The organism is Chromobacterium haemolyticum DSM 19808 (assembly GCF_000711885.1).
GTDB lineage: Bacteria > Pseudomonadota > Gammaproteobacteria > Burkholderiales > Chromobacteriaceae > Chromobacterium > Chromobacterium haemolyticum.
The window spans coordinates 12,003-35,754 of sequence record NZ_JONK01000030.1 but is presented as its reverse complement, the minus strand read 5'-3'; the positions used below and the strand labels follow the sequence as shown (position 1 = coordinate 35,754).

General features: G+C 63.5%; 18 protein-coding genes. 14 read left to right on the top strand and 4 right to left on the bottom strand.

Features of this window, described 5'->3' with window-relative positions; translation table 11 throughout:
* Positions 1 to 295 precede the first annotated feature (295 nt).
* Positions 296 to 673 (bottom strand): DUF1484 family protein, encoded by a 378-nt coding sequence (locus BR71_RS16075; RefSeq protein WP_156039009.1) that lies wholly within the window; start codon positions 671 to 673, stop codon positions 296 to 298.
* A 1,149-nt stretch (positions 674 to 1,822) separates the two neighbouring features.
* Between BR71_RS16075 and BR71_RS24250 the strand changes: the two genes are divergently transcribed.
* The 5 genes from BR71_RS24250 to BR71_RS16050 all read left to right on the top strand — a co-directional run bounded on the left by BR71_RS24250 (position 1,823) and on the right by BR71_RS16050 (position 5,385).
* The gene (locus tag BR71_RS24250; protein WP_156039008.1) at positions 1,823 to 2,848 is read left to right on the top strand and encodes a lysophospholipid acyltransferase family protein; all 1,026 of its coding nucleotides are present in this window, start codon (positions 1,823 to 1,825) and stop codon (positions 2,846 to 2,848) included.
* Positions 2,835 to 3,083, top strand: coding sequence for an acyl carrier protein (locus BR71_RS16065; RefSeq protein WP_043639763.1), 249 nt, complete (start codon positions 2,835 to 2,837; stop codon positions 3,081 to 3,083). The genes BR71_RS24250 and BR71_RS16065 overlap by 14 nt, the downstream gene beginning before the upstream one ends.
* A 60-nt stretch (positions 3,084 to 3,143) precedes the next feature.
* Positions 3,144 to 3,938: a CPBP family intramembrane glutamic endopeptidase gene (locus BR71_RS23035; protein ID WP_052370696.1), complete on the top strand. Its 795-nt coding sequence runs from the start codon at positions 3,144 to 3,146 to the stop codon at positions 3,936 to 3,938.
* Positions 3,939 to 4,018: 80 nt separating this feature from the next.
* On the top strand, positions 4,019 to 4,705 hold the full coding sequence (locus BR71_RS16055) for a S49 family peptidase (RefSeq protein ID WP_043639760.1): 687 nt from the start codon (positions 4,019 to 4,021) through the stop codon (positions 4,703 to 4,705).
* Positions 4,690 to 5,385 (top strand): hypothetical protein, encoded by a 696-nt coding sequence (locus BR71_RS16050; RefSeq protein ID WP_043639757.1) that lies wholly within the window; start codon positions 4,690 to 4,692, stop codon positions 5,383 to 5,385. Before BR71_RS16055 ends, BR71_RS16050 begins: the two co-directional genes overlap by 16 nt.
* A 119-nt stretch (positions 5,386 to 5,504) precedes the next feature.
* On the opposite strand, the gene BR71_RS16045 is transcribed toward BR71_RS16050, so the two are convergent.
* Positions 5,505 to 6,668, bottom strand: coding sequence for a histidine decarboxylase (locus BR71_RS16045; RefSeq protein WP_052370694.1), 1,164 nt, complete (start codon positions 6,666 to 6,668; stop codon positions 5,505 to 5,507).
* Positions 6,669 to 7,113: 445 nt separating this feature from the next.
* Positions 7,114 to 7,386: a phosphopantetheine-binding protein gene (locus BR71_RS16040; RefSeq protein ID WP_043639752.1), complete on the bottom strand. Its 273-nt coding sequence runs from the start codon at positions 7,384 to 7,386 to the stop codon at positions 7,114 to 7,116.
* 124 nt (positions 7,387 to 7,510) lie between these two features.
* On the opposite strand from BR71_RS16040, the gene BR71_RS16035 reads away from it, so the two are divergent.
* Both BR71_RS16035 and basC read left to right on the top strand, forming a co-directional pair.
* Positions 7,511 to 11,905 (top strand): amino acid adenylation domain-containing protein, encoded by a 4,395-nt coding sequence (locus BR71_RS16035; protein ID WP_043639750.1) that lies wholly within the window; start codon positions 7,511 to 7,513, stop codon positions 11,903 to 11,905.
* 74 nt (positions 11,906 to 11,979) lie between these two features.
* Positions 11,980 to 13,296: a putative histamine N-monooxygenase gene (gene basC / locus BR71_RS16030; RefSeq protein ID WP_043639833.1), complete on the top strand. Its 1,317-nt coding sequence runs from the start codon at positions 11,980 to 11,982 to the stop codon at positions 13,294 to 13,296.
* A 159-nt stretch (positions 13,297 to 13,455) separates the two neighbouring features.
* Here the strand turns inward: basC and BR71_RS16025 are convergent, their stop codons facing one another.
* Positions 13,456 to 15,606, bottom strand: a complete 2,151-nt coding sequence (locus tag BR71_RS16025) for a condensation domain-containing protein (RefSeq protein WP_043639747.1) — start codon at positions 15,604 to 15,606, stop codon at positions 13,456 to 13,458.
* Positions 15,607 to 15,967: 361 nt separating this feature from the next.
* Here BR71_RS16025 and BR71_RS16020 point away from each other — a divergent pair, with 361 nt between their 5' ends.
* The 7 genes from BR71_RS16020 to BR71_RS15990 are packed head-to-tail and all read left to right on the top strand — an operon-like array spanning position 15,968 to position 23,746.
* Complete coding sequence (locus BR71_RS16020; RefSeq protein ID WP_052370690.1) at positions 15,968 to 16,537, top strand: sigma-70 family RNA polymerase sigma factor; 570 nt, start codon at positions 15,968 to 15,970, stop codon at positions 16,535 to 16,537.
* Entirely contained in the window at positions 16,534 to 18,330 is a 1,797-nt protein-coding gene (locus BR71_RS16015; RefSeq protein ID WP_043639746.1) for an ABC transporter ATP-binding protein, read from the top strand. The genes BR71_RS16020 and BR71_RS16015 overlap by 4 nt, the downstream gene beginning before the upstream one ends.
* Complete coding sequence (locus tag BR71_RS16010; protein ID WP_043639743.1) at positions 18,324 to 20,093, top strand: ABC transporter ATP-binding protein; 1,770 nt, start codon at positions 18,324 to 18,326, stop codon at positions 20,091 to 20,093. The genes BR71_RS16015 and BR71_RS16010 overlap by 7 nt, the downstream gene beginning before the upstream one ends.
* Positions 20,090 to 21,034, top strand: a complete 945-nt coding sequence (locus BR71_RS16005; protein WP_043639740.1) for an ABC transporter permease — start codon at positions 20,090 to 20,092, stop codon at positions 21,032 to 21,034. Before BR71_RS16010 ends, BR71_RS16005 begins: the two co-directional genes overlap by 4 nt.
* Positions 21,031 to 21,981 carry an iron chelate uptake ABC transporter family permease subunit gene (locus tag BR71_RS16000; RefSeq protein ID WP_043639737.1) on the top strand — a complete coding sequence of 317 codons (951 nt, stop codon included), beginning with the start codon at positions 21,031 to 21,033 and terminating at the stop codon, positions 21,979 to 21,981. The genes BR71_RS16005 and BR71_RS16000 overlap by 4 nt, the downstream gene beginning before the upstream one ends.
* Entirely contained in the window at positions 21,978 to 22,760 is a 783-nt protein-coding gene (locus tag BR71_RS15995) for an iron ABC transporter ATP-binding protein (RefSeq protein WP_043639733.1), read from the top strand. The genes BR71_RS16000 and BR71_RS15995 overlap by 4 nt, the downstream gene beginning before the upstream one ends.
* Positions 22,757 to 23,746: a siderophore ABC transporter substrate-binding protein gene (locus BR71_RS15990; protein ID WP_043639731.1), complete on the top strand. Its 990-nt coding sequence runs from the start codon at positions 22,757 to 22,759 to the stop codon at positions 23,744 to 23,746. The genes BR71_RS15995 and BR71_RS15990 overlap by 4 nt, the downstream gene beginning before the upstream one ends.
* Positions 23,747 to 23,752: the final 6 nt, after the last annotated feature.

Here is a 23,752-nt window from a genome sequence, read left to right as displayed (position 1 = left end):
GTCGAAACACCTAGTTGGGTTTGCTCTGAATGAATTTTGATAAGATATTGAAAATAAATGATTTTATGTTGATTTGGTATCGGGTGAGCAGGTTACTTTGATCCTTTATTCTGCTTGTCTTGGTTGTAAATCGTATGTTGAGTCCTGACCAATACAAACAGATCCTTGTTCTAGGCAGCGCTCCATGATCCGCTGAAACCCAAAAATTATCTGTGCGTGGTTTCCAAAATTTTGCTGGTCCCGCCATGGGGTATGAATAAGGAAACGCCGCAGCTCCGCTGCGGCGTTTCCACACCTACATCACCGAGCAAATCAGTCTGTGGCTGGTTTGTAGTTCTTGCTGCACGGGCTCCAGCAAGGTCACGATCTGGTCGCAGTTCAGCGTTTTGTCTTCCGGGCAGCTTTGCAGCAGGGTCAGCAGTGCGTGCAGGCTTCGGTTGGCGTAGTGGAGGTGCATGGTGCCGCAGGTGATGCTTTCGTCCACGTCCAGGTAGTGCCGGTCCAGTTGTTGGCTCAGTGTTTCCAGTTCCGGCTGGCCTTGGGCGCTGACGCGCAGCGCTGTCAGCAGGTCTTGCAGCTGTTGCAGGATGGGTGTGTCGCTGGCGCTGGCGGTGATGGTCTCGGCCAAGGCGCTAGGCTCAGGATTGGTTTGGCTGATATTAAACATATTCACTATGGCCTCCACAAACATTTGCTTAAGGAAGCCTGCGCGGCACGCACGGGAGGCGTGGGCAGGCGCATGACAAAGTGGGAGGACCGACACATTAACGGCAGCCCCGGAGGGCTCAATGCCATGCGCCCGCCCGGTTGTGGCTAACGCATGAACACGGCGAACCACGGCCAAGCGGTTCGTCCGAATGTGTGAAAGGGCCTCCCAGCCCATGGCTGCGTTATTTGGCGCAGCGCATGGGCAGAGTAAGGGGGGATGACAGGGGCGTCAAGGCTAGGGCGTGCGGATTGAGGAGAGTAAAGCGGCTGTGTTGGCGTTTTCTGTATGGATGGATAAGCCCGGCTTTTGCCATGTTGCATTTTCCCATCATTATTTTTCCCGGAGGCTCTTGCGATAAAGCCATGCAAGGGATGAAGCGGGGGTGTGATTATGGCGATAGGCTTGCGGAAGATATTTAAATGATATTGGTATTTTATGGGGGTGGTTAGATTAAGTTGGCAGGCTATTCCCGTAATACGTGCTGTGCTTCAGCTCTATTATGCAATAGCCAGTTTTTGCTGAGTCGAATTTTTTATTTCACATGACTTTGGTATTTTTGGTTTTAGTTGAAATTATGGAATTTTATTTGGGGATGAGTTTTTCTAATAATGTGGGTGGTTGTATTTCTGCCTGCCCGATGTGGAGGGCTGAGAGGGAGATGTTGAATTGACACTTAGAGGAATGCGCGAGCAGAGTGCTAATTGCCTGCGCTGCTAGCAGGCTTGTTGATTTCAACACTATTTTATTTGGAGAGCACTCATGCCATTAAACAAACCAGCTAGCCCGGTTAAACCTCCGGTTGTAAAGGTGTTGATTGGCGGGAAAGTAGTTCTGGTGACCAAGTCCGCCGTTACTCCGGTTCAGTCCTCTGCAACATGCTTGATTATTGCCAACTAGTCATGAGGTAAATAAAGTGAGCCCTGCTGGTAAGAGCTTTTTACGATCTACTGTGCGTGGGCGATACAGCGTTGAAAATCCCTTTGAAACGCTTATGTGCATTATATGTACCCCGCGTTCTCAGCGGTTTCATCTTGTCTCGTCTTGGCTCATGTGGTGGTAAACAGGCTATAAGGGCTCACTTTATCTGGCATTTTTGGGCTTTGGGGGAGGGTAATGGAGAGTCTAAACACGGTATCGTCTACGCCGCCAGCTTATGCCATGCCTGTTGCCGTGAAGTTCTCGGATTTGATGGGCCTCATTCCTCGTTGGGCCTGGCTTGGTGGTAAGTGGCCTTATTCTATGCAAATGGTGCTGGCTTTTTTTGTTGGGACCGCATGGACGTTAAAGGCTTTAAGGAATACAGGTAAAGCGAGTTTGACGCTGTCTGCCATTTCCCATGTGATGAGCGTATCGTATTTTCGGAGCTGGCAGGTCTATTGGAAAATACAGATTAATCACGCTAGGAACACTCTTACTTTTTCCACTCTCTGCCGGCTGCCCAGAGATCAATTATTGCGTTGGGGTCGAAAGCATACGCATGTGGATATCCAGGTGCCAAAGGGCTCTGCTCCGGAAAAGCCGGTTATTTATCTGCTTGTTTCATTCGCGTTGCACTATTTTGGCATGCTGGTGCCAGTGAAGCAGCAATATGCCAATGCCAGGAAAATTGCGGTGGTGCAGCCACGCTGCGCTTTGGAGCCCCTGCAGGATATTGGCTTTTATCCATTTTTATCCACCATGACCGGGCAAAAAATAGAAGGGATTGCCGCTGACCAGCCATTGGTGGCAAGGCAGATAGCCAGGGCGGTGCGTCAAGGTTATTCCGTGGCGATGAGGGTGGACAGCATGCCAACGGAAACGGTGCGCATGGTGGGGTCTCGGCTCTGCGGCAAAGCCGCGATGTTTCCATTGAGCATTCTGGAGATCGCCAAGAGGCTGGAGGTGGACTTGGTTGTGCTCAGCGTAGTGAGAGAGGGAGGCGTGTTTCGTACCGCCAGCCATTTGCGTCTTTCCGTGCCGAGCCAGTCTTCAGGTGAGGAGCTGGCGGAGCTGGCCTGCCGCATTGATGGCGCGATAGGCGCATTGATTGCTCGTTATCCCGAGCAATACACGGCTTGGCATGCGGTAGCGGAACGTTGGCGCTTGGCGCAGGAGATTGAGCAGGCTCTTTCTGATGGAGGCGAATATGGAACTGCGTGAAAAAGTGGCGGCCATTTTGGCAGAGGCTGCGGATTTGCCGGTGGAGGCCATTCTTGAGGCCGCGGATGTGGAGACCTTGGGGTTGGATTCCCTGTCTTTGTCCGATGTGTTGTTTGAGTTGGAAAAAGCGTTTCAGGTGGAGATTTCCGATGAGGAAGCCGGTCAATTGCACACTTTGCTGGATTTTGAGGCGCTTTTGCAGCGCAAGCTTGCGGAAAGCGCGACAGCGGGGTGAGTCAGGGTGTCCATGCCTCTTTCATAATCAAGCCAGGCCTAATCTTGAGGAACGCTTGATATGCGTATGCCGTTGCTACGCAGCCGCGAGAGCGCTGCGCTGCTTGGTGTGATAGCCGCGCTGGCAGGGGCGCAGTTGAGCAGTGGAGCGGTGTTATGGGGCCCTGCGTTGCTGGCTGCCTGGTGTGTCTGGCGTTCATGGTCTCATGCCGAGCCCTTGGCGCGGATGGTCAGTCTGTTGGTGTCGGCGTACTTGCTCAATCGCATGCTGCTGCCGGGGTGGCAAACCTGGCCGCTGATCATGCTGTTGCCTATCTTAGCCACGTCTCTGATGTTTTGGCGCTGGAACCGGCCGCTCTTGCTGGAAGCCATGCGCATGGGGCGCGTGAGGGTGTGTCATGCCGTGCTGGGTATGCTGGTGGGCTTGATTGGTAGCGGTGTTTTGCTGCTGTGGATGCGTGGGTTCGCTCCGGATTTGCGGGTGCAGGCAGGTTTGATGCCGGCTTGGCCGGCTACGGCTTTGCTGGCGGTGATTCTGGGGTTTGCGTTGTTGAACAGCTGGATGGAAGAAGTCATTTATCGCGGCATGGTACAAAGCAGTTTGATTGAAGCGGGTTTGTCCTTGCCTATCGTTCTGACGGTTCAGGCGATGGCTTTCTCTGCCGCGCATTACGCCGGTGGCGTGCCAAATGGCTTGGCAGGCGTTGGCTTGACCTTGTTGTACGGCTTGGCCTTGGGAGGGCTTAGAGCCTGGAGCGGGGGATTGGCCGCCGCCTTTATCGCTCATGTAACAACAGATATGTGCATTGGAACCGTATTGGCGTTTCCGATGGTTCGGATGGAGATCATGCCGTGATATGGCCGCGTCGACCGTCTTGTATTTATGTTTTCTCCATTGCCGGGCCTATCACCGAGGCTTGCGCTCTGGAGTTTGCCATGCGGCTACGAGAACTGCCGGGACGGAAGCCGGCGGCTTGCGCGGTATTGCTGCGCGTCTCTTCTAATGGGGGCGCAGCCGGCAGCGCGGAAGCCATTATCGAAGCGGTAAAGCTATGCCGCGAGGAGTTGGGTTTGCCTATTGTCGCCCTGGTGATGGAGACGGCCTTGTCGGCGGGCTTGTTGATCGCGCTGGCGGCGGACCGGGTCGTGGTCACACCCAGCGCCACTTTGGGCGGTGCGGGGGCGATTGTGCGCTTATTGTCCCCGTCCGCGCTGTTGTCGAAGCTTGGCTTGCGCTACACCGCTTATGCCAGCAATGCCTTGAAAGATATGTTCAGCCATTGTTCCGATCTGGCGCCTGAGGCGGAGCAGACCTTGCATGAGCTGGTGCAGAAAAACGGGCGGCAGTTCATGGCGACCATCCTGCAGTGCCGGCCGGCCTTGAGTCCAGAAGGGTTAGAGCGTTTGGCTGCCGGGCAGGTGGTCAATGGCACGGAGGCCGCTGCTTTGGGGCTGGCCGACGTGGTGGGCGGATTTTATTCCGCGGTGGCGGAATGCGGACGTTTGGCGGGGCATGGCGCGCCTTTGCTGCGTTTTGTGGAGCCCGCTTCCGTCGTGTCCGCTGTGACGTGGCCTTTTCTCGATGGTTTGTTCCGGATGGGCAAACGATGGCTCAGTCCCTGAAGTGTTTCTGCCGGTGGGCATACCTGACGGTTGTTGGCCTGGGTTTGTCGCCAGCCGTTCAGGGCCAACATGTCTACGAGTTGGACTATCGGCGCATCGCCGACGGGGTGAATCTCAAATACCTGTTCAAGGTCAATCCGCAAACGTATCCGGCCCTGGCGTTTCGTCTGCGTTTGTCTCCATTGGAGCGTGCTTTGCCCTTGGAGGGCAGTACGCTGGAGATTAGAACGGCAGCCGCGCCCATCAGCATGCGTTTGGACCGTTTTGGCTCGGCAGCCATACCTATCAGCGCGGCTTTGTATCACGAGAATCCCCCCGTGCGGATTACGGTGCCGGCCAAGGCGGGCTTGCAGCTTGGGGTAGAGGTTCGCCTCAAGCGGCACGGCGTTGATGGTGTGTCGGTGTCGCAATTGGAGCAGGGGCGGCGACAGTATCAGGCGGCAATGCGGGAGGCGGGCTGGTGGGTGGCGCGGCTGGCGCCGAGCTTGCAGCGGGTGGTGATCCGCATGCCAGCTGGTCCGGGGGCGGCTTGCAAGCTGGCGCCGGCTGCTACGGGAGCCAGCTGCGTCAGTGACGCAAAGGGGGAATGCCGGTTGAGGCTGGCTGATCTTTCCTCATCGCCCGCGGGACGTGTGGCGTGTCCGCAGGGGGTGGAGGCGGTGTTGTTGGAGGCGGAGTAAGCACCTGTTCAAAGTCTGCCTCGCGTCGGCGATACGACGGAGGCGTTACAGCAGAAAGCCGCCCTTTCCGGGCGGCTTTTTACGTGGCATTGCCACAAGGTGGCGGATCTAAGCCGGCTCTAAGCCGCGCTCATGGCGGCGCCGGCCGGAACCGTTACGGCGCCCAGGTCCTGGATGATGTCGTCAATCAGGCGGTCCAGCCGCTGGCTGTCGTGGTGGTGGGGCGTGGTGATCAGGTGGGCCGCGCCGCCGGATCGGGCCAGGCCGTGTTTGTTGCACACCGGTTCGGACGGGCTGGGGAAAACCACGGTGATGGAATTCTGGCAGCGCCAGGCCTGGATGCCGGCGGCCTGGAAGCGGTCTATCGCGTATTGGGCCATGTCCAGGCAGTGGCGCACTTTGCGACGCCATTCCGCCAGCGGCCGGCTCTTGATGGCCGCCCACAGCATCATGGGGGTGTGGCCGTTGCGGGAGCCGCTGATGGTCTGGTCTTTGGCGGAGATGTAGTCGATTTCCACGGAGATGCGCGACACATTGCTGCGTTTGGCCAGCACGATGCCGCATGGCATGGGCGAACCTATCATCTTGTGGCCGGACACGCTGATGGAGTCGATACCGTCGGCGAAGGAATAGGGCTGCGGGGCGTCGACAAAGGGCAGGATCATGCCGCTGAGCGCGGCGTCCGCGTGCAGGTAGTAGTCCTGCCGCGGGATGCCGGCCTTAGCCAGTTTGTCCTGGATGATGCCGATGTCGTCCACGGCGCCTTTCATGGTGGTGCCCACGTTGACGAAGACGATGGGGTGGCGTTCCTGGTCTTGCTGGATTTTGGCCACCAGGTCGTCGTAGTCGATTTCGCCGCTGGGCAGGGAGTCCACCGCGCGGGATTTGATGCGCAGCAGCTTGATGATCTTGGCCACGGAGTAGTGGCTGTCCTTGGAGTAGTACAGGGTGGCGTCCGGGAACAGTTCTCGGGCGAGGTAGCAGCCAAACATATTGCCTTCGGTGCCGCCGTTGGTCACGTAGCCCCAGCTTTCGTCAAAGGGGATGTGGAACAGTTCGGCGAAGAAGTGCATGACTTCGCGTTCGAAGTCGAAGGAGTTCAGCAGGTAGTTGCTGCTTTCGTTCCAGTCGCCGCAGTTGTTGATGGAGAAGCGCAGGAAGCGGTGCAAGGGGGTGTAGTCGAAGTCGGCCGATTCCGGGTAAGCAAGATTGAAATATTGATGCTGCAAGCAGTACTGCCAAAAAGATTCGATACGGTTTTGGTCTAGAGAAGACAGCGACATGGGATAGCTCCGTGGTTTCTCAGAACCTGCTCACGATCCGCTGCGCGTCGACGGGATAGTTTAGACAGAGCGTTGAGAACACCTTCGAAATGCTCATGCACCCTGTGCGCATTCCGCTTTCTCAGCTGTTCTCGCCTTGTCTCGTCTTAGCTCGCAAGATCGTGAATAGATCCTCAGTGGGTGGGTATTACCGGGTGTTTTTCCTTGTTGACTGGGCGTGGGTTGGCGCCCGGTTTTGTCTGTTTTAGGGGTTCTGTTAGTGGTTCTTAGAGCGTGTTTACGATCTCGCGAGCAAGGGCGAGACAAGGCGAAAATGGCTGAGGAAGCGGAATGTACTAGTGGTACATGAGCATTTCGAAGCCGTTTTCAACGCGGTATCGCCGCAGCGCAGCAGGTCGTAAACAGGTTCTAAGGGCCGGTTCTGCGTGCCGGCCGCAGCCACTCTTCAAGCGCCCGCTTGCCGGGCGTCCAGCAGCGCTTCCCAGTCCGCCAGGGTGGGGGAGCGGCTCAGTTCTTCCGTGCGCACGGGGATGCCGCGGGCGTTGAGCTCCGCGGCCAGCGTCATCAGGCGCAGGGAATCCAGGCCGTAATACATCAGGTTTTCCGTGGGGTTCAGTACCCCGTCTTCCGCTATCAGTTGCCGCAGCCGGTCATGCAGCCATTGGCGCGGGCTGGTGGCTTCCGTTGGCGATGGTTTGGCTGGTTTTTCATTCGTCATGACGATTTCACCTTGATCATTGCATCACGCTAATGGTGTAAATTATAATCATTCGCATTTAGAGATGCCATATGGAGATGAAAGAAATGCAAGAAATCCATTTGTCAATTTTCAAGGGCGTGAAATGAGAGAGCTGACTTCAATGCAAGCGGCCTGCTGGATGGGCCGGGGCGATCATTCGGATCTGGGTGGCGTCTCTGCGCATTTGTATGCGGAGTTTGACGGCCAAGCCATTGATCTGCCGCGTTTGGTGGCCGCGCTGGGCAGGCTGGGGCGTGAGCACGGGATGCTGCGCGCCTGCGTAACGGCGGACGGCATGCAGGCGCTGGCGGCGGCGGATAAGGCGCCTCATTTGGAGATGGAGGATTTCACCGCCCTGGAGGGCGAGGCGCTGGCGCAGCGCCTGGAAGCCAAGCGCCAGCAGTGGACACATCAGCGGCTTGACCTGGCAACGGGTCAAGCCGTTCGTTTTTCCATCAGCTTGTTTGGCGCGGGGGATAGCCGGCTGCATGTGGACGCGGACATGATCGCCGTGGACCCGTCCAGCTTCCGTGTGCTGATGGAGGATTTGGCGCTGTTTTACGAATCCCCGGATGCGGAGCTGCCGCCCACGCCGTCTTTCTTTGAGTGGTGCGACCGGGCGCGGGACGAGCCCTGGCTCAAGGCGGCTCGGGAACGGGACCGCGATTGGTGGCGGGAGCAATTGCCCAATATCGCGCCGGCTCCGTCCTTGCCGCGCCGGGCGGCGCCGGCGGGCGCGGCGTCCAGCCATCGCCTGTGCGCCTGGTTGGAGCCGGAGCAGCGCCAGGCTTTGCGGCGCTTGGCCAAGGCGCAGCGGCTGACGCTGTCCGGCCTGATGCTGGGCTTGTTCGCCCAGGCCTTGGGCGCGGCCACCGGGGACCGGCGCTTCCGGCTGAATGTGCCGGTGTTCTGGCGGCCGCCGTTGCTGGAGGGCGCGGAACGCATTATCGGGGAGTTTGCCAACCTGGTGTTGCTGAATGTGGATTTGGACGCGGCGCCAACTACGGGCGCGCTGTGCCGAAGCCTGGCCGCGCAGTTGCTGGAGCGCGCCGGCCATTGCGCTTATCCGGGCGTCAACCTGATGCGGGATCTGTCCCGCCATCACCGTTCTCCGCAAATTGCGCCGGTGGTGTTCACCGCGGCGCTGGACATACCGGGCGGGGAGCTGTTCTCGGAGCGGGTGCGGCGCTCCTTCGGCGCGATGAACTGGGTGATTTCGCAAGGGCCGCAGGTGGCGCTGGACGCGCAGATCGTCAGCGCGGACGGCGGGGTGTTGATCAATTGGGACATCCGTCTGGACGCCTTGCCGCAAGACTGGGTCACGCAGCTATTCAACGATTTCGTGGCGCTGGCCACCGCTGTGGCGGCGGACCCGGCCGCGCTGGAGCGGCCGCTGGCGCAGCCGGAGGCGGAAACGCCGCTGTCGGTGTTGCAGCAGGCGTATCTGCTGGGCCGCACCGCGCAGCTGCCGCTGGGCGGGGTGGCGATGCAGGAATTCCGCGAATACCACGGCGCCATGGATCCGGCGTTGTTGCGCGCCCGGCTGGCCGAGATGGTGCGGCGGCATGATTGCCTGCGCACGGTGATAGACGTTGCGCGCTTGCGGCAGCGGGTCCGCGCGCAGCCGCGGGTGAATCTGCGGGAGGTGGATTTGCGCGCCTTGTCGCCGGCGGCGGCCCAGGAGCGGGTGGCGGCGGCGCGTGAGGATTACGCCCACGCGCTGTTTGATCTGGAGCACTCCCCGTGGGAGCTGACGCTGTTCCTGCTGCCGGACGGCTCATTGACGGTGTTTGCGCGTTTTGACGCCTTGATCGTAGACGGCCGTTCCATCGCCGCGCTGATGCTGGAGCTGTTCCAGGGTGTGGTGGAGCCGAGCAGGCCGGCCACCGCCACGGCGGCCGAGGTGTCCGCGGAAGCGCGCAAGGCGGACGCGCTGTATTGGAAAAACAAGCTGGCCGATTGCGGCGGCGCGCCGAGGCTGCCCTGGCGCAAGCCCTTGGATCAATTGGGCGTGGCGCGCTATGAGCGGCAAAGCCTGACGGTGAGCGCGGAGCGTTTCGAGCGGCTGAGCAAGCTGGGCAACGGCCAACGCTTTTTCAAGAACACCACGGTGATGGCGCTGGTGTTGGAGGTGCTGTCGCACTGGCTGGACGAGGGCGGCTTGTGCGTGGCGGTGCCGGTGGCGCCGCTGCCGTCCGGCGGTTTCTCCAACCGTTCCAGCTTCATCGCGGTGGCGTGGCAGGCGGGGCTGGACAGCCTGGCGGAGCGCGGCCGCCGCTTGCAGGCGGACGTGATGGAGGGCTTGCAGCACCTGGCCTTCTCCGGCGTGGACCTGGCGCGGATGTTGTTTGAAAGTCATGGCCCCGGCCCGGCGCTGCCGGTGGTGGTGACCAATGGCTTGTCGTGGCCTGCGGCAGCGGAGGGCGCAATGCGCCAGATAGGCGGGCTGACCCAGACGCCGCAGGTGGCGATGGATCTGCGCTTTTCCGCGCGGGCGGACGGCGCGCTGGTGTTTGATATCGACTATGCGCGCGACGCATTGGAGCCGGCGCTGGTGGGCGCGGTGCTGAGCGCGCTGGAGCGGGCCATCGAGCAGGTGGTGGACAGCGGCGTGTTCGAGGCGCCGGCCGGGCGGGTGCTGGATTACGGCCATTATCGGCTGAACAGCGTGGAAGCCGAGGCGCGGCGCGAGGATTTCCTCGGCCGCATCGCCGCCCATATCTTTGACCCGGACAACGCCAGGGTGGCGTTGATCAGCGGCCAGCGGCGGATACGCTACGGCGAGCTGGGCGAGGCGGTGTCCCGGGCAATGGCGGCGCTGAAGGCACGCGGCGTGAGCGCGGGCCAGGTGGTGGCGGTATGCCTGCCGCGCAGCCCGGAGCACACCATCCTCACCCTGGCGTGCGCCTTCAGCGGCGTGGTGTGGGTGCCGATAGACGCGGCGTCCCCGGAGGAGCGGCTGCGTTATCTGCTGGATAACTGCCGGCCAAACCTGGTGGTGGCGGCCCAGCCCTTGCCGACGGAGCATGCGCGGGCCACGCCGGAACAACTGCTGGCCGAGCCCGCGCCGCTCGCCGCGCGCGGCGGCTGGCAGGCGCTGTCCCTGAGCGAGACGCCGGCGTATTACCTGTACACCTCGGGCACCACCGGCAAGCCCAAGTGCGTGGTGTTGTGCAACCGGGCCACGGCCAATGTCATTGGCTCCACGCTGGAGCACTGGCAGGTGAGCCAGCGCGATGTGTGCATGTCGGTGACGCCGCTGCATCACGATATGTCGGTGTTCGACGTGCTGGGCAGCCTGAGCGCCGGCGCCACGCTGGTGTTGCCGGAGGCGGGCGAGGAGAAGGACGCGGTGCGCTGGAACCAGCTGGTGGACGAGCACGGCGTCACGCTGTGGTGCACGGTGCCGGCCATGCTGGAGATGTTGCTGTCTTGCCGGCGGGAAGGCGGGCTGCAAAGCCTGCGGCTGGTGGCCCAGGGCGGGGATTATATCAAGCCGTCCATCATCGCGGATTTGCGCGCCGCCCTGCCGGCGGCGCGGCTGCTGTCCTTGGGCGGGCCGACGGAAACCACGATCTGGAGCATCTGGCACGACATCCTCGCCGAGGATTGCGCCAAGGTGCCCTATGGCCGGCCTCTGCCCGGCAACCGCTATTGGCTGCTGAACGAGCGCGGCGAGCATTGCCCGGCCGGCGTGGCCGGCCGCATCCACACCGCCGGCGTCAATCTGGCGCTGGGCTATCTGGAAAACGGCGAGCTGACCCAGCACGACTTCGTCACGGTGCGGGACGAGACCGGCCAGGAGGCGCGGGCCTTCCGCACGAGCGACTGCGGCCGCTACCGGCCGGACGGGGTGATGATGTTCGACAGCCGGGTGAACGGCTACATCAAGGTGCGCGGCGTGCGGGTGTCGCTGCCGGACATCGAGATGGAGCTGATCAAGCATCCGGCGCTGGCCCATGTGCTGGTGGTGGATGTGGGCGACGAGCGGCAGGGGGAGCTGGGCATCGGCGCGCTTTACGTGGCCAAGCCCGGCGCGGAGGCGAGCGCGGCGGATCTGCGCGAGCACGCGCGCCGCGTCCTGCCGCAATCTCATGTGCCCACGCGCTTCCTGCGGGTGGAGCAGCTGCCTTTGTCGCAAAACGGCAAGCCGGACCGCCGCAGCGCGCGCGCGCTGTTGCAGGCGCCGGCCCAGGTTCCGGCTCAGAACTCTGTGGCGCCGCCCGCGCCCGCTGCCGCCGTTGCCGAGGCTCCGGCCCCGGCGACACGGCACCGGCGCTCGGTGCTGGACATTTATCTGGGCGTGCTGGGGCGTTCCTATCAGGAACTGGCCGACGAGTTGCTGGATTTCAGCAGCATGGGCTTGCTGCCCCAGCATCTGAAAGCCATTGCGGCGCGCATGCGGGAAACCTTCGCCGTGGAGCTGTCGCCCGGACAGCTGCTGCGTTGCCGCAATGTGGCGGATGTGGAGCGCTTGCTGGTGGCTGGTCAGCCTTGATCAAACTCATCCCGGGGCGGCTTCTCAGCCCTGGGGACAACCGATAGAACCTTGGGAGTTTTTCGTATATGGAAATGGCGAACGTAGATGTTGCCGGCGTTGGCATCGGGCCGTTCAATCTGGGCTTGGCGGCCTTGTTGTCGCGCCACTCGGACATCAAAGGAGTGTTTCTGGAGCGCAAACCGGCGTTCCGCTGGCATGAGGGTTTGTTGTTGCCGGGCACCACGCTGCAAGTGCCGTTCCTGGCCGACTTGGTCACGCTGGCGGACCCCACGCATCCGCTCAGCTATCTGAACTATCTGCACCAGCACGACAGGCTTTACCAGTTCTACTACTACGACAACACCCTGGTGCCGCGCATCGAATACGACGATTACTGCCGCTGGGCCGCGCAGCAGTTGCCGGCCTGCCGTTTTGGCGAGGAGGTGCGGGATGTGGCTTACGACGCCGGCGCGGGGCGTTTTGTGGTGGACAGCGAATCGGCGTCCGGCGGGATGCGCCGCTATGCCGGCCGCGATCTGGTGGTGGGGGTGGGCACTTCGCCGTGGCTGCCGGCGTGGGCGCGCGCCAGCCGCCACCCGCGGGTGATTCATTCCGCCCAGTTCATCCCCAATCAACAGGCGCTGTCGCAATGCCGGCGCGTCACCGTGATCGGCTCCGGCCAGAGCGCGGCGGAGTGTGTGCTGGCGTTGTTCCGCGAGCTAAGCCCGGAGCAGGTGGCGGCCGGGGCGTCCATCCAGTGGATCACGCGCGCGCCGGGTTTCCACCCGATGGAGTTTTCCAAGCTGGGGCAGGAGTGCTTCACCCCGGCTTATATGCAGTACTTCCACAGCATTCCGCGGGAGAAGCGCCGCGAGGTGGTGGCCGGCCAGGGCCTGCTGTACAAGGGCATCAGCTTCTCCACCATCGGCGATATCTTCGACTTGCTCTACGAGCGTTCGATAGGCGGCCGCGATCCGGGCCTGAAGCTGTATTCCAATTGCGATGTGGAAGCACTGGAGGAACTGGGCGCGGACGGCGCGCTGCGCATGACTTGCCATCACCGGCAACTGGGCCAGCGCTGCCAACTGGAGACCGACGCCATCGTGGCCGCCACCGGCTACGCGCACGCTTGGCCGCAGTGGTTTGAGCGGCTGAAGGAGACGGTGCTGGAGGTGGACGCGCAGGGCGATTGCATCGTGGAGGAGGATTTCACCGCCCGCCGCCGCGATCAGGGGCCGGGCCGGGTCTTTGTGCAGAACGCGGAGATTTTCCAGCACGGGGTGGGTTCGCCGGACCTGGGCATAGGCCCGATCCGCAACGCGGCCATCATCAATCAGTTGCTGGGCCAGCCGCGTTATCGCCTGCCGCAGCGTTCGGCGTTCCAGCATTATGGGCTGCCGCGGGGGTAGCTTGTTTCTGGCTAGCGGGTTTTGAATCCGCTGCGCGAAAGAAAGATCGAAAACGGGTTCTGAAGCCGAATGGAATTGACGCCCCCGCTCTCGTTTGAGGGCGGGGGCGTCAGATCTTGCGCGCCTTATCACCGGCGCGCAGCGGACATGGAACAGGCCTTAGCCCAGCAGCTCTTCTAGCCTCCGCTCGCTGGCGTCGCCCGCGCTCAAGAGCGCGAACAAGCGGTGCAGCGTGGCGCAGATGGCCTCGAGCTGGGCGGCGGAGTAGCGCTCCGCGCGGTAGGTGATGACCAGGCGCAGCGAGCCGTCGTGCGCGTCTTCCATGATCTCGAACTGCAGGCCGAACATGGATTCGCTCTTGTCCGGGTCGATCTGGCGGTAGCGGATCTCGCCGCCGTCCGGGGCCGGCAGCGCGCCGTTGAGTGCGTTGTTGGCGTGGACCTGGATGTAGACGTCGAACAGCAGGCCGTCCGCCGGCGTCATGCCCAGCGCGTTTTGCACCAGTTCCAGCGGAATGTCGGCGTAGGCCATGGAGTCGTTGATGGTCAGGGTCACGTCCTTGAGCAGGCTGCCCAGCGACTGCCTGCGGTCGAAGCGCACCCGGTGCGCCACCATGGTGGTGAAGTAGCCGACGGTGTCGAAATACGCCGCGTCGGTGCGGCCGGAGGACGAGGTGCCGATCACGATTTCCGGTAGATCGCCCAGCTTATGCAGGGCCAGCGCAATGGCGGTGTAGACCACGCTGAACAGCGAGGAATCGTGACGCTTGGCGAAAGCGGTGATGGCTTCCAGCGCGCCCGGCTCGGGCTTGAACTCCAGCCATTTGGCTTTGAAGCCGGCGGGCTGGTTGGGCGCGGCGGCCGACGCGGCCGGGTCCGGCAGGCGCAGGCCCGGCGTGGCGCCGCGCAACATCGAGGTCCAGTAGTCCATGTGGCGCGGGTTGACGCCTTGGCTCTGTTGTTCCAGCGCGAAGGCGTGGAAGGAGGGCGCCGGGGCGGTCCATCGCGGCGCCTGCCCGGCGGCGCGGGCGCGATAGGCCAGCGCCAGCTCGTCCATCATCACATTCAGCGACCATTCGTCGATTGCCATGTGGTGCACCAGGAAGGACAAGGTTTGGCGGCCGGTGGCCGGGTGGCGCAGGAAGCGTATCCGCAGCGGCAGTTCGCGGCCCAGGTCGAAGCGGTGGGCGGCTTCGTCGGCCAGCGTCAGCCCTTCGCTCTCCGCGCTGCTCCAGAACCACTTGTACCCGCCGATTTCCGTCAGCGGCACGATGCGCTGGAGCGCGGCGCCGTCTTCTTCATGGAAGGTGGTGCGCAGGCTGGCATGGCGTTCCAGCAAGTCCGTGAAGGCCAGGCGGAACAGGTTTTCATCCACCGGGTCCAGGAAATCCAGCGCGAAAGGCAGGTTGAAGATGGTGCCGAAGTCGTAGGCGGCGTAGGCGCGCCACAGCGAGGCCTGCGCCAGCGCCAGCGGGGCTTGGCGGACTTCGCCGGACGGCGCGGCCTGGCGGCGTTGTTCGCTGACGGTGGCGCGGGCGGCCAGCGCGGCGGCGGTGGGCGCTTCAAAGAAGTCGTTGAAGCGGATCTGAATGCCGTGCTTGCTTTGCAGGGTGCCGATGATGCGGGTGGCCAGCAGGGAATGGCCGCCGAAATCGAAGAAGTTGTCGTCCGGCTTCATGCCGGGTTCGGCTAGCACGGCGCGCAGTTCGCCCAGGATGACGGCGGCGACCGCGTCCACGCCATCGGCTGCGGGCTGGCCGGCCGCCGGCGGGCGGTCAGCGGCTTCGCCGGCCTCTAGCGGCGTCAGGGTCAGCGGCCGGCGCGTGGGCTCCAGTTGCTGATAACCCTGGGTCAGCGCGTCCGCCAAGGCGTTGAACGGCTGGGCGGGGTCCAGGATGGGGTGCAGGCTCAAAGCCAGCACGGCGCTGTGCTCGGTATGGATGATCAGGGCCTGAAACGGCGGCTGCGTTGCCGCGTCCCAAGGCGCCGCGCGCAGCGCCTGCAGGCGGTCGGCCAGTTCGGCTTCCTTCATACGGGGGAAGGCGATGCAAGGGTGCCAGCCGTCCACGTGGGATTTGCACAGATCGCCGTCGTCGCTGAACTCGTAACGGGTGTTCAGCTCCGGCCGGGCCTGGATCAGCTGTTGCAGCGCCAGGGTGAGCAGGGAGAGGTCCGTCTGCGGGTCCAGCCGCCAGGCGTCGATGTGGCGGCTCAGGCGTTCCGGGTGTTGCTGCTGCAATAGCCAGCATTGTTCTTCGTGAAGGCTCAGGGACAGGCGCTGCGACGGGATGTCGGGGTGGGGGTGCGACAAGGGTAGTCTCCTTCTGGAATTCAACGGCCAATAATCGTTGCGGGCGGCGACTGGAGTTGCTTGGTGGTCGCCTGTTCTCTAGGGCGTCGTCGGGAGATGACGGCCCTGGGAATGGGTGCGGCTGGTTCTTGCGATGAGATGTTTACGGCATGGACGGCGACGGGATTCCGGCCGTTTCAGTCATGGCCCCATCGGGCTGAGAGGGCGCTTATACGTCATGCCCGGCGGCCGTAAACTGGCTTTTCGGCATAATTAATGCAAAAGACATTGTGTGTTTGCGTTGGGTATGACGTATTGACAATGTCGATGATAATAATAAAAATGATTATCATTTGCAAATTCAAGTGAAAAGGAGAGGGGCGTGGACAATGGCCCGATCACTTTTCAGTCGCAATTGCAGAGCTTGTACCTGGATCACCACGGCTGGCTGTGCGGTTTGCTGCAGCGCAAGTTGGGCAATCCAAACGATGCGACGGATCTGGCTCACGACATTTACCTGCACCTCATTCAGAAAGGGCGGATTCCGCCGGCGGATGAATCCCGTTGCCACTTGGCGCAGATCGCCAAAGGCAAGGTGATTGATTTGCTGCGCCGCCGCCGCTTGGAGGCCAGCTATCTGGAAAGCCAGGCCCAGCAGCCGGAGCCGCGCGCGCAGTCGGAAGAGGCGCGCGCGCTGGTGAAGGAGGAGATCAAGGGGGTGGACCTGGCGCTGATGGGCAAGTCGTTCAAGGTGCGCCAGGCGCTGCTGCTGTCCCGGCTCAACGGCATGAGCTACGGCGATATCGCCGCGGAGCTTCAGGTGTCGGTGTCTTCGGTGGAGAAGTACGTTGCGCTGGGCCTGCAAGCCTGCCGGCGCAGCGTGGAGGCCGGCCTGGGGCCGGGCGCGTGCAAGCAACAACCATTAATCCGTGTTGTAGAGGAGTTGTCATGAGTGTTGAGGAAGAGGTTTTGGGAGAGGCCGCCGCCGGGCCTATCGCCCGCGTGTTGGCGCCGATACGCGGCCGGCTGATCGCCGCCGGCCTGCTGGCGGGGCTGGGCGCCATGCTGAGCCTGGCGCCGCTGGCCGGCGTCGCCCATATCGCGCAGCTGGCGCTGGGCCAGGGCGCGGCCGCACTGGGCGGCGATGACTTGTGGCGGGTGGTGGGCCTGAGCCTGCTCTGCCTGTTTGCCGGCATGACGCTGATCCTGGCCGGCGATGTGGTGGCCCACCTGGCGGACAACCGCATCACCGGCCTGCTGCGCCTGGCCATTACCCGCCGGCTGGCCAAGGTGCCGCTGGGCTGGTTCACCAGCCGCGCCTCGGGCGAGGTCAAGCAGGCGATGCACGACGATATCGGCATCCTGCACAGCCTGACCGCCCATTTCTACACTACGCTGGGGCGCAGCGTGGGCGCGGTGCTGGCGTCAATCGTCTACATGTTTGCGATGGATTGGCGCATGGCCATCGCCTCGCTGCTGCCCTTCCCGCTGTTCTTCCTGTTTTTCGCGCGGGCGCACAAGGCCAGCGCGGCCAATATGGAGAGCTTTGGCGCGGGCATGGCGCGCATCAACAACGCGGTGGTGGAGTTCGTCAACGGCATTCCGGTGGTGAAGGCTTTTGGCGCGCAGCACAAGGCGCACGGCAGCTACCGCGCGGCGATAGACGCCTTCGCCAGCGCTTTCACGGATTTCACCCGGCCGCTGGTCAGCGCAATGGCCAACGCCAACGCCATCATCGCGCCGGTGTCGGTGCTGGGCGTGGTGCTGGCTTTTGGCGCGCTGATGGTGGGCCTGGGCTGGATCGCCCCGGTGGACGTCTTGCCCTTCGCCCTGGTGGCGCCGGGGCTGAGCTCGCCGCTCTTGATGCTGAGCTACATCACCCATGACCTTAACCACGCTACCGGCGCGGCCCAGCGCGTGCACGCGCTGCTGCAGACCCCGGTGCTGGAAACCGCCGCCGGCAAGGCGCGGCCGGCCGACGCCGAAATCCGCGTGGAAGGGCTGAGTTACGGTTATTCCGAGCAAGAGCCGGTGTTGTCCGGCATCGATTTCACGCTGGCTCCCGGCACGGTGACGGCCATCGTCGGCCCCTCCGGCGCCGGCAAGTCCACGCTGGCGCGGCTGCTGCTGCGCTTCTTCGACCCCAGCGCCGGGCGCATCACCCTGGGCGGCGTGGATTTGCGGCAGTTGGACAGCGCGGAGTTGTACCGGCGCATCGGCTTCGTCCTGCAGGACGTGCGCCTGATCCACGCCAGCGTGCGCGACAACATCGCGCTGGGCCGGCCCTCGGCCAGCCAGGCGGAGATCGAAGAGGCCGCGCGCACCGCCAATATCCACGAACGCATTCTCAGCCTGCCGCGCGGCTATGACTCGGTGATTGGCGAGGACGTGCAGTTCTCCGGCGGCGAGGCCCAGCGGCTGAGCATTGCCCGCGCGGTGTTGCTGGACCCGCCGGTGCTGGTGCTGGACGAGGCAACAGCGGCGGCCGACGCGGAAAACGAGGTGAAGCTGCAGCAGGCGCTGTCCGCCTTCGCTCGCGGCCGCACCCTGGTGGTGATCGCCCACCGGCTGGATACGGTGATGCAGGCGGACCAGATCCTGGTGGTGGACAAGGGCCGGCTGATTGAGCGCGGCCGCCATCAAGAGCTGCTGGCGCAGGGCGGCTGCTACGCGCGGTTGTGGGCGCAGGGCCATTACGGCAAGACCGAGGAAGTAGAACAGGAAGGATGGGTGCCGCAATGTTGAAAACTTTTATTCGGCTGCTGGGGGACGATGCGGCCAAATTGCGCCGCTACGCGTGGCTGGCCTTGATTTACAGCCTGCTGTGCGGCGTGACCATTGTGCTGCTGGCGCCGGTGCTTAGCCATTTGCTGGCCGGCGAGGCGCGCGCGGCCGGCATGTGGCTGGCAGCGCAGGCGCTGGGCGTGGCGCTGTGCTGGGGCCTGCGGCGCAAGGTGGAAAAAGCCGGCATCGCTGTTGGCATCGCCGTGCTGCAAGGCGGGCGCCACCGGCTGGCCGAGCATGTTGGCAGCCTGCCGGTGGGTTGGTTCAGCGCGAGCAACACCGCCCGGCTCAACCACATCGCCACTCAGGGCATGATGGAAATGGCCCAGCTGCCGGCCCATGTATTCACCCCGCTGTTTGTCGGCGTGGTGACGCCGGTGGTGGTGCTGGGCGCGCTGTTCGCCGTCAATCCGTTGATGGGCTGGGTGGGGCTGGCCAGCCTGCCTTGCCTGCTGCTGGTGTTTGGGCTGACCGCGCGGCTGAGCCAGCGCGCTGACCAGGCTTATCAGCAAAGCACGGCTCAGAGCAGCCAGCGCATGGTGGAGTTCGCGCAGGCCCAATCGGTGCTGCGCGCCTTTAACGGCGAAAGCGGCGGCACGCGTTTTCTGGAGCAGGCCATCGCCCAGCAGCAGCAATCCGGCCGGCATTTGATCCGGTTGTCGGCGCTGTCCTCGGTGCTCAATGTGTGGGCGGTGCAGGCCAGCTTCGCCGCGCTGTTGCTGGTGGCCGCCTTGTGGCTGGGCGACCACGCCGGCCTGGGCCTGACCCCGGCCACGGTGATTCCGGCGCTGGTGGCGCTGATGCTGATGAGCCGCTTCATCGACCCGCTGCTGGACGTGGCCGGCTACAGCGAGGTATTGCGCGGCGCGCGCGGCCAGTTGCAGGCGGTGGCCAAGCTGTTTGAGGTGGCGCCCATGGCGGAACCGGCCCGTTCCGGCGCGCCGGCGGACGCCTCGGTGGAGCTGAACCGGGTGAGCTTCCGCTACGGGCCGGAACAGGCGCCGGTGCTGAACGGGCTCAACCTGCGCATAGCGCCGGGCAGCATGACCGCGCTGGTGGGCGCGTCCGGCTCCGGCAAAACCACTTTGCTGCGCTTGATCGCCCGTTTCTTCGACGTGGACCAAGGCGAGGTGAAAGTGGGCGGCGTGGATGTCCGCGATCTGTCCAGCGAACGGCTGGCCGGCCAGATCAGCCAGATCTTCCAGGACGCCTATCTGTTCCAGGGCAGCATTGGCGACAACATCCGCATCGGCAAGCCGGACGCCAGCGACGCCGAAGTGTTGGCGGCGGCCCGGCTGGCCGGGGTGGAGGAAATCATCGAGCGGCTCCCGCAGGGCCTGGATACCCCGGTGGGCGAGGGCGGCGCGCGCTTGTCCGGCGGCGAGCGCCAGCGCATCTCCATTGCGCGCGCGCTGATCAAGGACGCGCCCATCCTGCTGGTGGATGAAGCCACGGCGGCGCTGGACACCGAAAACCAGGCCGCCATCGCCCAGGCGCTGGCGCGGCTGCGCGGCAAACGCACTCTGATCGTCATCGCCCACCAGCTGTCCACGGTGGAGATGGCGGACCAGATCGTGGTGTTGGAGGACGGCAAGGTGCGCGAGCAAGGCAGCCATGCCGAGCTGAGCGCGCGCTCCGGCCTCTACGCTCATTTCCTGGAGCAGCGCAGAAGCGCCAAGGGCTGGCGCATCACCGCGGCGCCCGTCGCAGAGGCCGTGTCTTGAAACGACTTGCCTTGCCGCTGCTGCTCTTGGCTTGCAGCGGCCTGTCTTTGATGGTGGGGGCCAAGCAGATGGCCTGGACCGGGCCGCTGGCCCTGTCCGACGACAGTTGGCTGACCCTCACCGCCAGCCGGTTGCCGCGCTTGGCGGCGCTGCTGCTGGTGGGGGTGGGGCTGTCGGTGTGCGGGGTGATTTTGCAGCAGATCGTGCGCAACCGTTTTGTGGAGCCGGCCACCTCAGGCGGGCTGGACGCGGCCAAGCTGGGCATTCTGGTGGGGCTGAGCCTGGTCCCGGAGGCCGACAACCTGGGACGGATGCTGTTTGCGCTGGCTTTCTGTTTTGCGTCCAGCCTGGTCTTCATCGCCATCATCCGCCGCATCCAGTTCAAGAACACCGTGCTGGTGCCGGTGATAGGGCTGATGTACGGCAGCGTGCTCAGCGCCGTGGCCGAGTTCTACGCCTACCGCCACAACATCCTGCAAAGCATGCAGGGCTGGCTGCTGGGCGATTTTTCCAAGATCGTCGAAGGCAATTACGAGATCGTCTACCTGATCCTGCCCATCGTCGCGCTGGCTTATTGCTACGCCCACCGCTTCACCGTGCTGGGCATGGGCGAGGAGATGGCCGCCAGCCTGGGCCTGAGCTACGCGGCCACCGCGGCGCTAGGCCTGGTGCTGGTGGCGGTGACGGTGGCCGCCACCGTTATCACCGTGGGCGCGATTCCCTTTGTCGGCCTGGTCATTCCCAATCTGGTGGCGCTGCGCTGGGGCGAGAACCTGCAGCGCACGCTGCCCATCGTCGCCGCTTGCGGCGCCTTGTTGATGTTGGTTTGCGACATCATGGGCCGCCTGCTGATCTACCCGTTTGAAGTGCCCATCGGCCTGACCGCGGGCAGCGTGGGCGGCGTCCTGTTCCTGATGATGATTCTATGGAAGCACAAATGAGGGACGCCCTGATCCGCCGCGGCGTCTGGGCGCTGGCGGCGGCGCTGGCGCTCGTGTTCCTGCTGCTGGGCTCCGGCCTGGATTTTGATTACGTGATTCCCAACCGGCTGATCCGCCTGGCGGCGATGGTGGTGGCCGGGGTCTGCATCGCCGTGTCCGCGCTCACCTTTCAGACGCTGACCGGCAACCGCATCCTCACCCCGGCCATCATGGGCTACGAGGCGATCTACCTGCTGCTGCAGTCCCTGCTGGTGATGGCGCTGGGCGCGCACAGCCTGGCGCTGCTGGGCCGCCACGGCAACGCGCTGCTGTCCATCGCGGTGATGCTGGCTTATTCCTGGGCCATACACCGCGCGCTGTTCCGCAAGGAGCGCAATGATCTCTATCTGCTGCTGCTGACCGGCCTGGTGCTGACCATGGTGCTGGGCACCTTTACCCAGTTCATCCAGCTCAAGACCAGCCCGGGCGAGTTCGCCATTCTGCAGGGCTTCAGCTACGCCTCCTTCAACCGGGTTCAGCCAGGGGCGTTGCTGTTCGCCGCGCTGCTGACCGCGGCCGCGGCCTGGCTGGTGAGCCGGCGGCTGGCGGTGCTGGACGTGCTGCTGCTGGGGCGCGAGCAGGCGATCTCCCTGGGCGTGGATTACCCCGGCAATGTGCGCATGCAGCTGGCGCTGATTGTGGTGCTGGCGGCGGTGTCCACCAGCCTGGTGGGGCCCACCGCCTTCATGGGCGTCTTCGTGGCCAACATCACTTACGCGCTGGCGCGGACTTTCCGGCACCGGGTCACGCTGCCCATGGCCTGCGCCATCGCCATCGCCATTTTTATTGCTGCCCAACTGCTGGTGGAGCAGCTGTTCAATTACAAAACCACCGTCAGCATCCTGGTCAACCTGGTGTGCGGCGCCTATTTCCTGGCGCTGATGGTGCGTAGCAGAGGACATGCATGATCACGCTTGAGCGCGTCTACAAGGCCTATGGCGACAAACAGGTGCTGCGCGACGTCAATCTCAGTTTTCCCTCCCGGCAAGTCACCTCGCTGATCGGCCCCAACGGGGCCGGCAAGAGCACGCTGCTGATGTCCATCGCCCGGCTGTTGAAGCCCAGCGCCGGACGCATCCTGATGGACGGGGAGGAGATAGAGCGGATCCCGCTGCGCAGTTACGCCAAGCGCGTGGCCACGCTGCGTCAGCACCCCAATATCGGCCTGCGCCTGACGGTGGAGGAGCTGGTGGGCTTCGGCCGCTTTCCCTACAGCCAGGGCCTGCTGAGCCGGGACGACCGCCGCGCGGTGGACGAGGCGCTGGCCTTCCTGGAGCTGGAACCGCTGCGCGTCCGTTATCTGGACGAGCTTAGCGGCGGCCAGCGGCAGATGGCTTTTTTGGCGATGTGCATCGCCCAGCAGTCCGATTATCTGCTGCTGGACGAGCCGCTCAACAACCTGGACATGAAGCACGCGGTGCACATCATGCAGGCCATACGCCGGCTGAGCGAGGAACAAGGCCGCACCGTGATCCTGGTGGTGCACGACATCAACTTCGCGGCCAATTACTCGGACCACATCGTCGCCATGAAGGCGGGCGCGGTGCACGGCAGCGGCCCGGTGGCGGAGGTGGTCACCCAGGCGCGGCTGCGCGACCTCTACGGCCTGGCCGTGGACATCCTGCCCAGCGAGCGCGGCTTCGTCTGTAATTACTTCAACCCTACCCCCACTGGAGAACCCGTATGAGCAACGATAAGAAGCCGCGCGCGCGCGCGGCCCTGCTGGCGCTGGCCGTGGCCGGCGGCCTGCTGGGCTGCGACGCCCGTCAGGCGACATCCGAAACCGCCGCCGCGCCGACGGCCCAGGCCGCTTACGCCCCGGTCACCGTCAAGCACGAACTGGGCACCACGCAGATCAACAAGCGGCCGGAGCGGGTGGTGGCCTTCGACATGAGCGAGCTGGACGCGCTGGATCAGCTGGGCGCGCCGGTGGCGGGCATCTCCAAAGATTACGTGGCAGGCTTCCTGAAGAAGTACGAGCAGGACCCCAAGGTGATGGACGTGGGCACCACCATCCAGCCCAATCTGGAGCGGCTGCACGCCCTCAAGCCGGACCTGATCCTGATCTCCCCGCTGCAGGCGCAAAGCTACCCGGAGCTGAGCCGCATCGCGCCGACGCTGCATTACGACATCGACCTCAATAACCGCCCCGGCCATACCCTGGACACGGCCAAGGAGCATTTGCTGACCCTGGGCCGGATTTTGGGCAAGGAGGCGCTGGCGCGCGAGAAAGCCGGCGAGATCGACGCCAAGATCAAGCAGGTGCGCGAGGTGACCGCCGGCCGTCCGGAAAAGGCGTTGATTGTGCTGCACAACAACGGGGCCTTTACCTCCTACGGCGTGCGTTCGCGCTACGGTTACATCTTCGACACCCTGGGGGTGACGCCGGCCAGCAACGAAACCAGCAGCGGCTTGCACGGCCAGCCCATCTCCAATGAATTCATCCAGCAGGCGGACCCGGACATCCTTTACGTGATAGACCGCACCGCGGTAATGGAGCGGCGTCCGGCCTTGAATCTGAAAACCCTGGACAACCCGCTGTTGCGGCAAACCAAGGCCTGGCGCAAGGGCAAGGTGATCTTTGCCGACGCCGAAACCTGGTATCTGTGCACGGCCAGCCTGAGCTGCCTGAACCGGATTGGGGATGAGGTGATCAAGGGCTACCGTAGTTAAGACCCG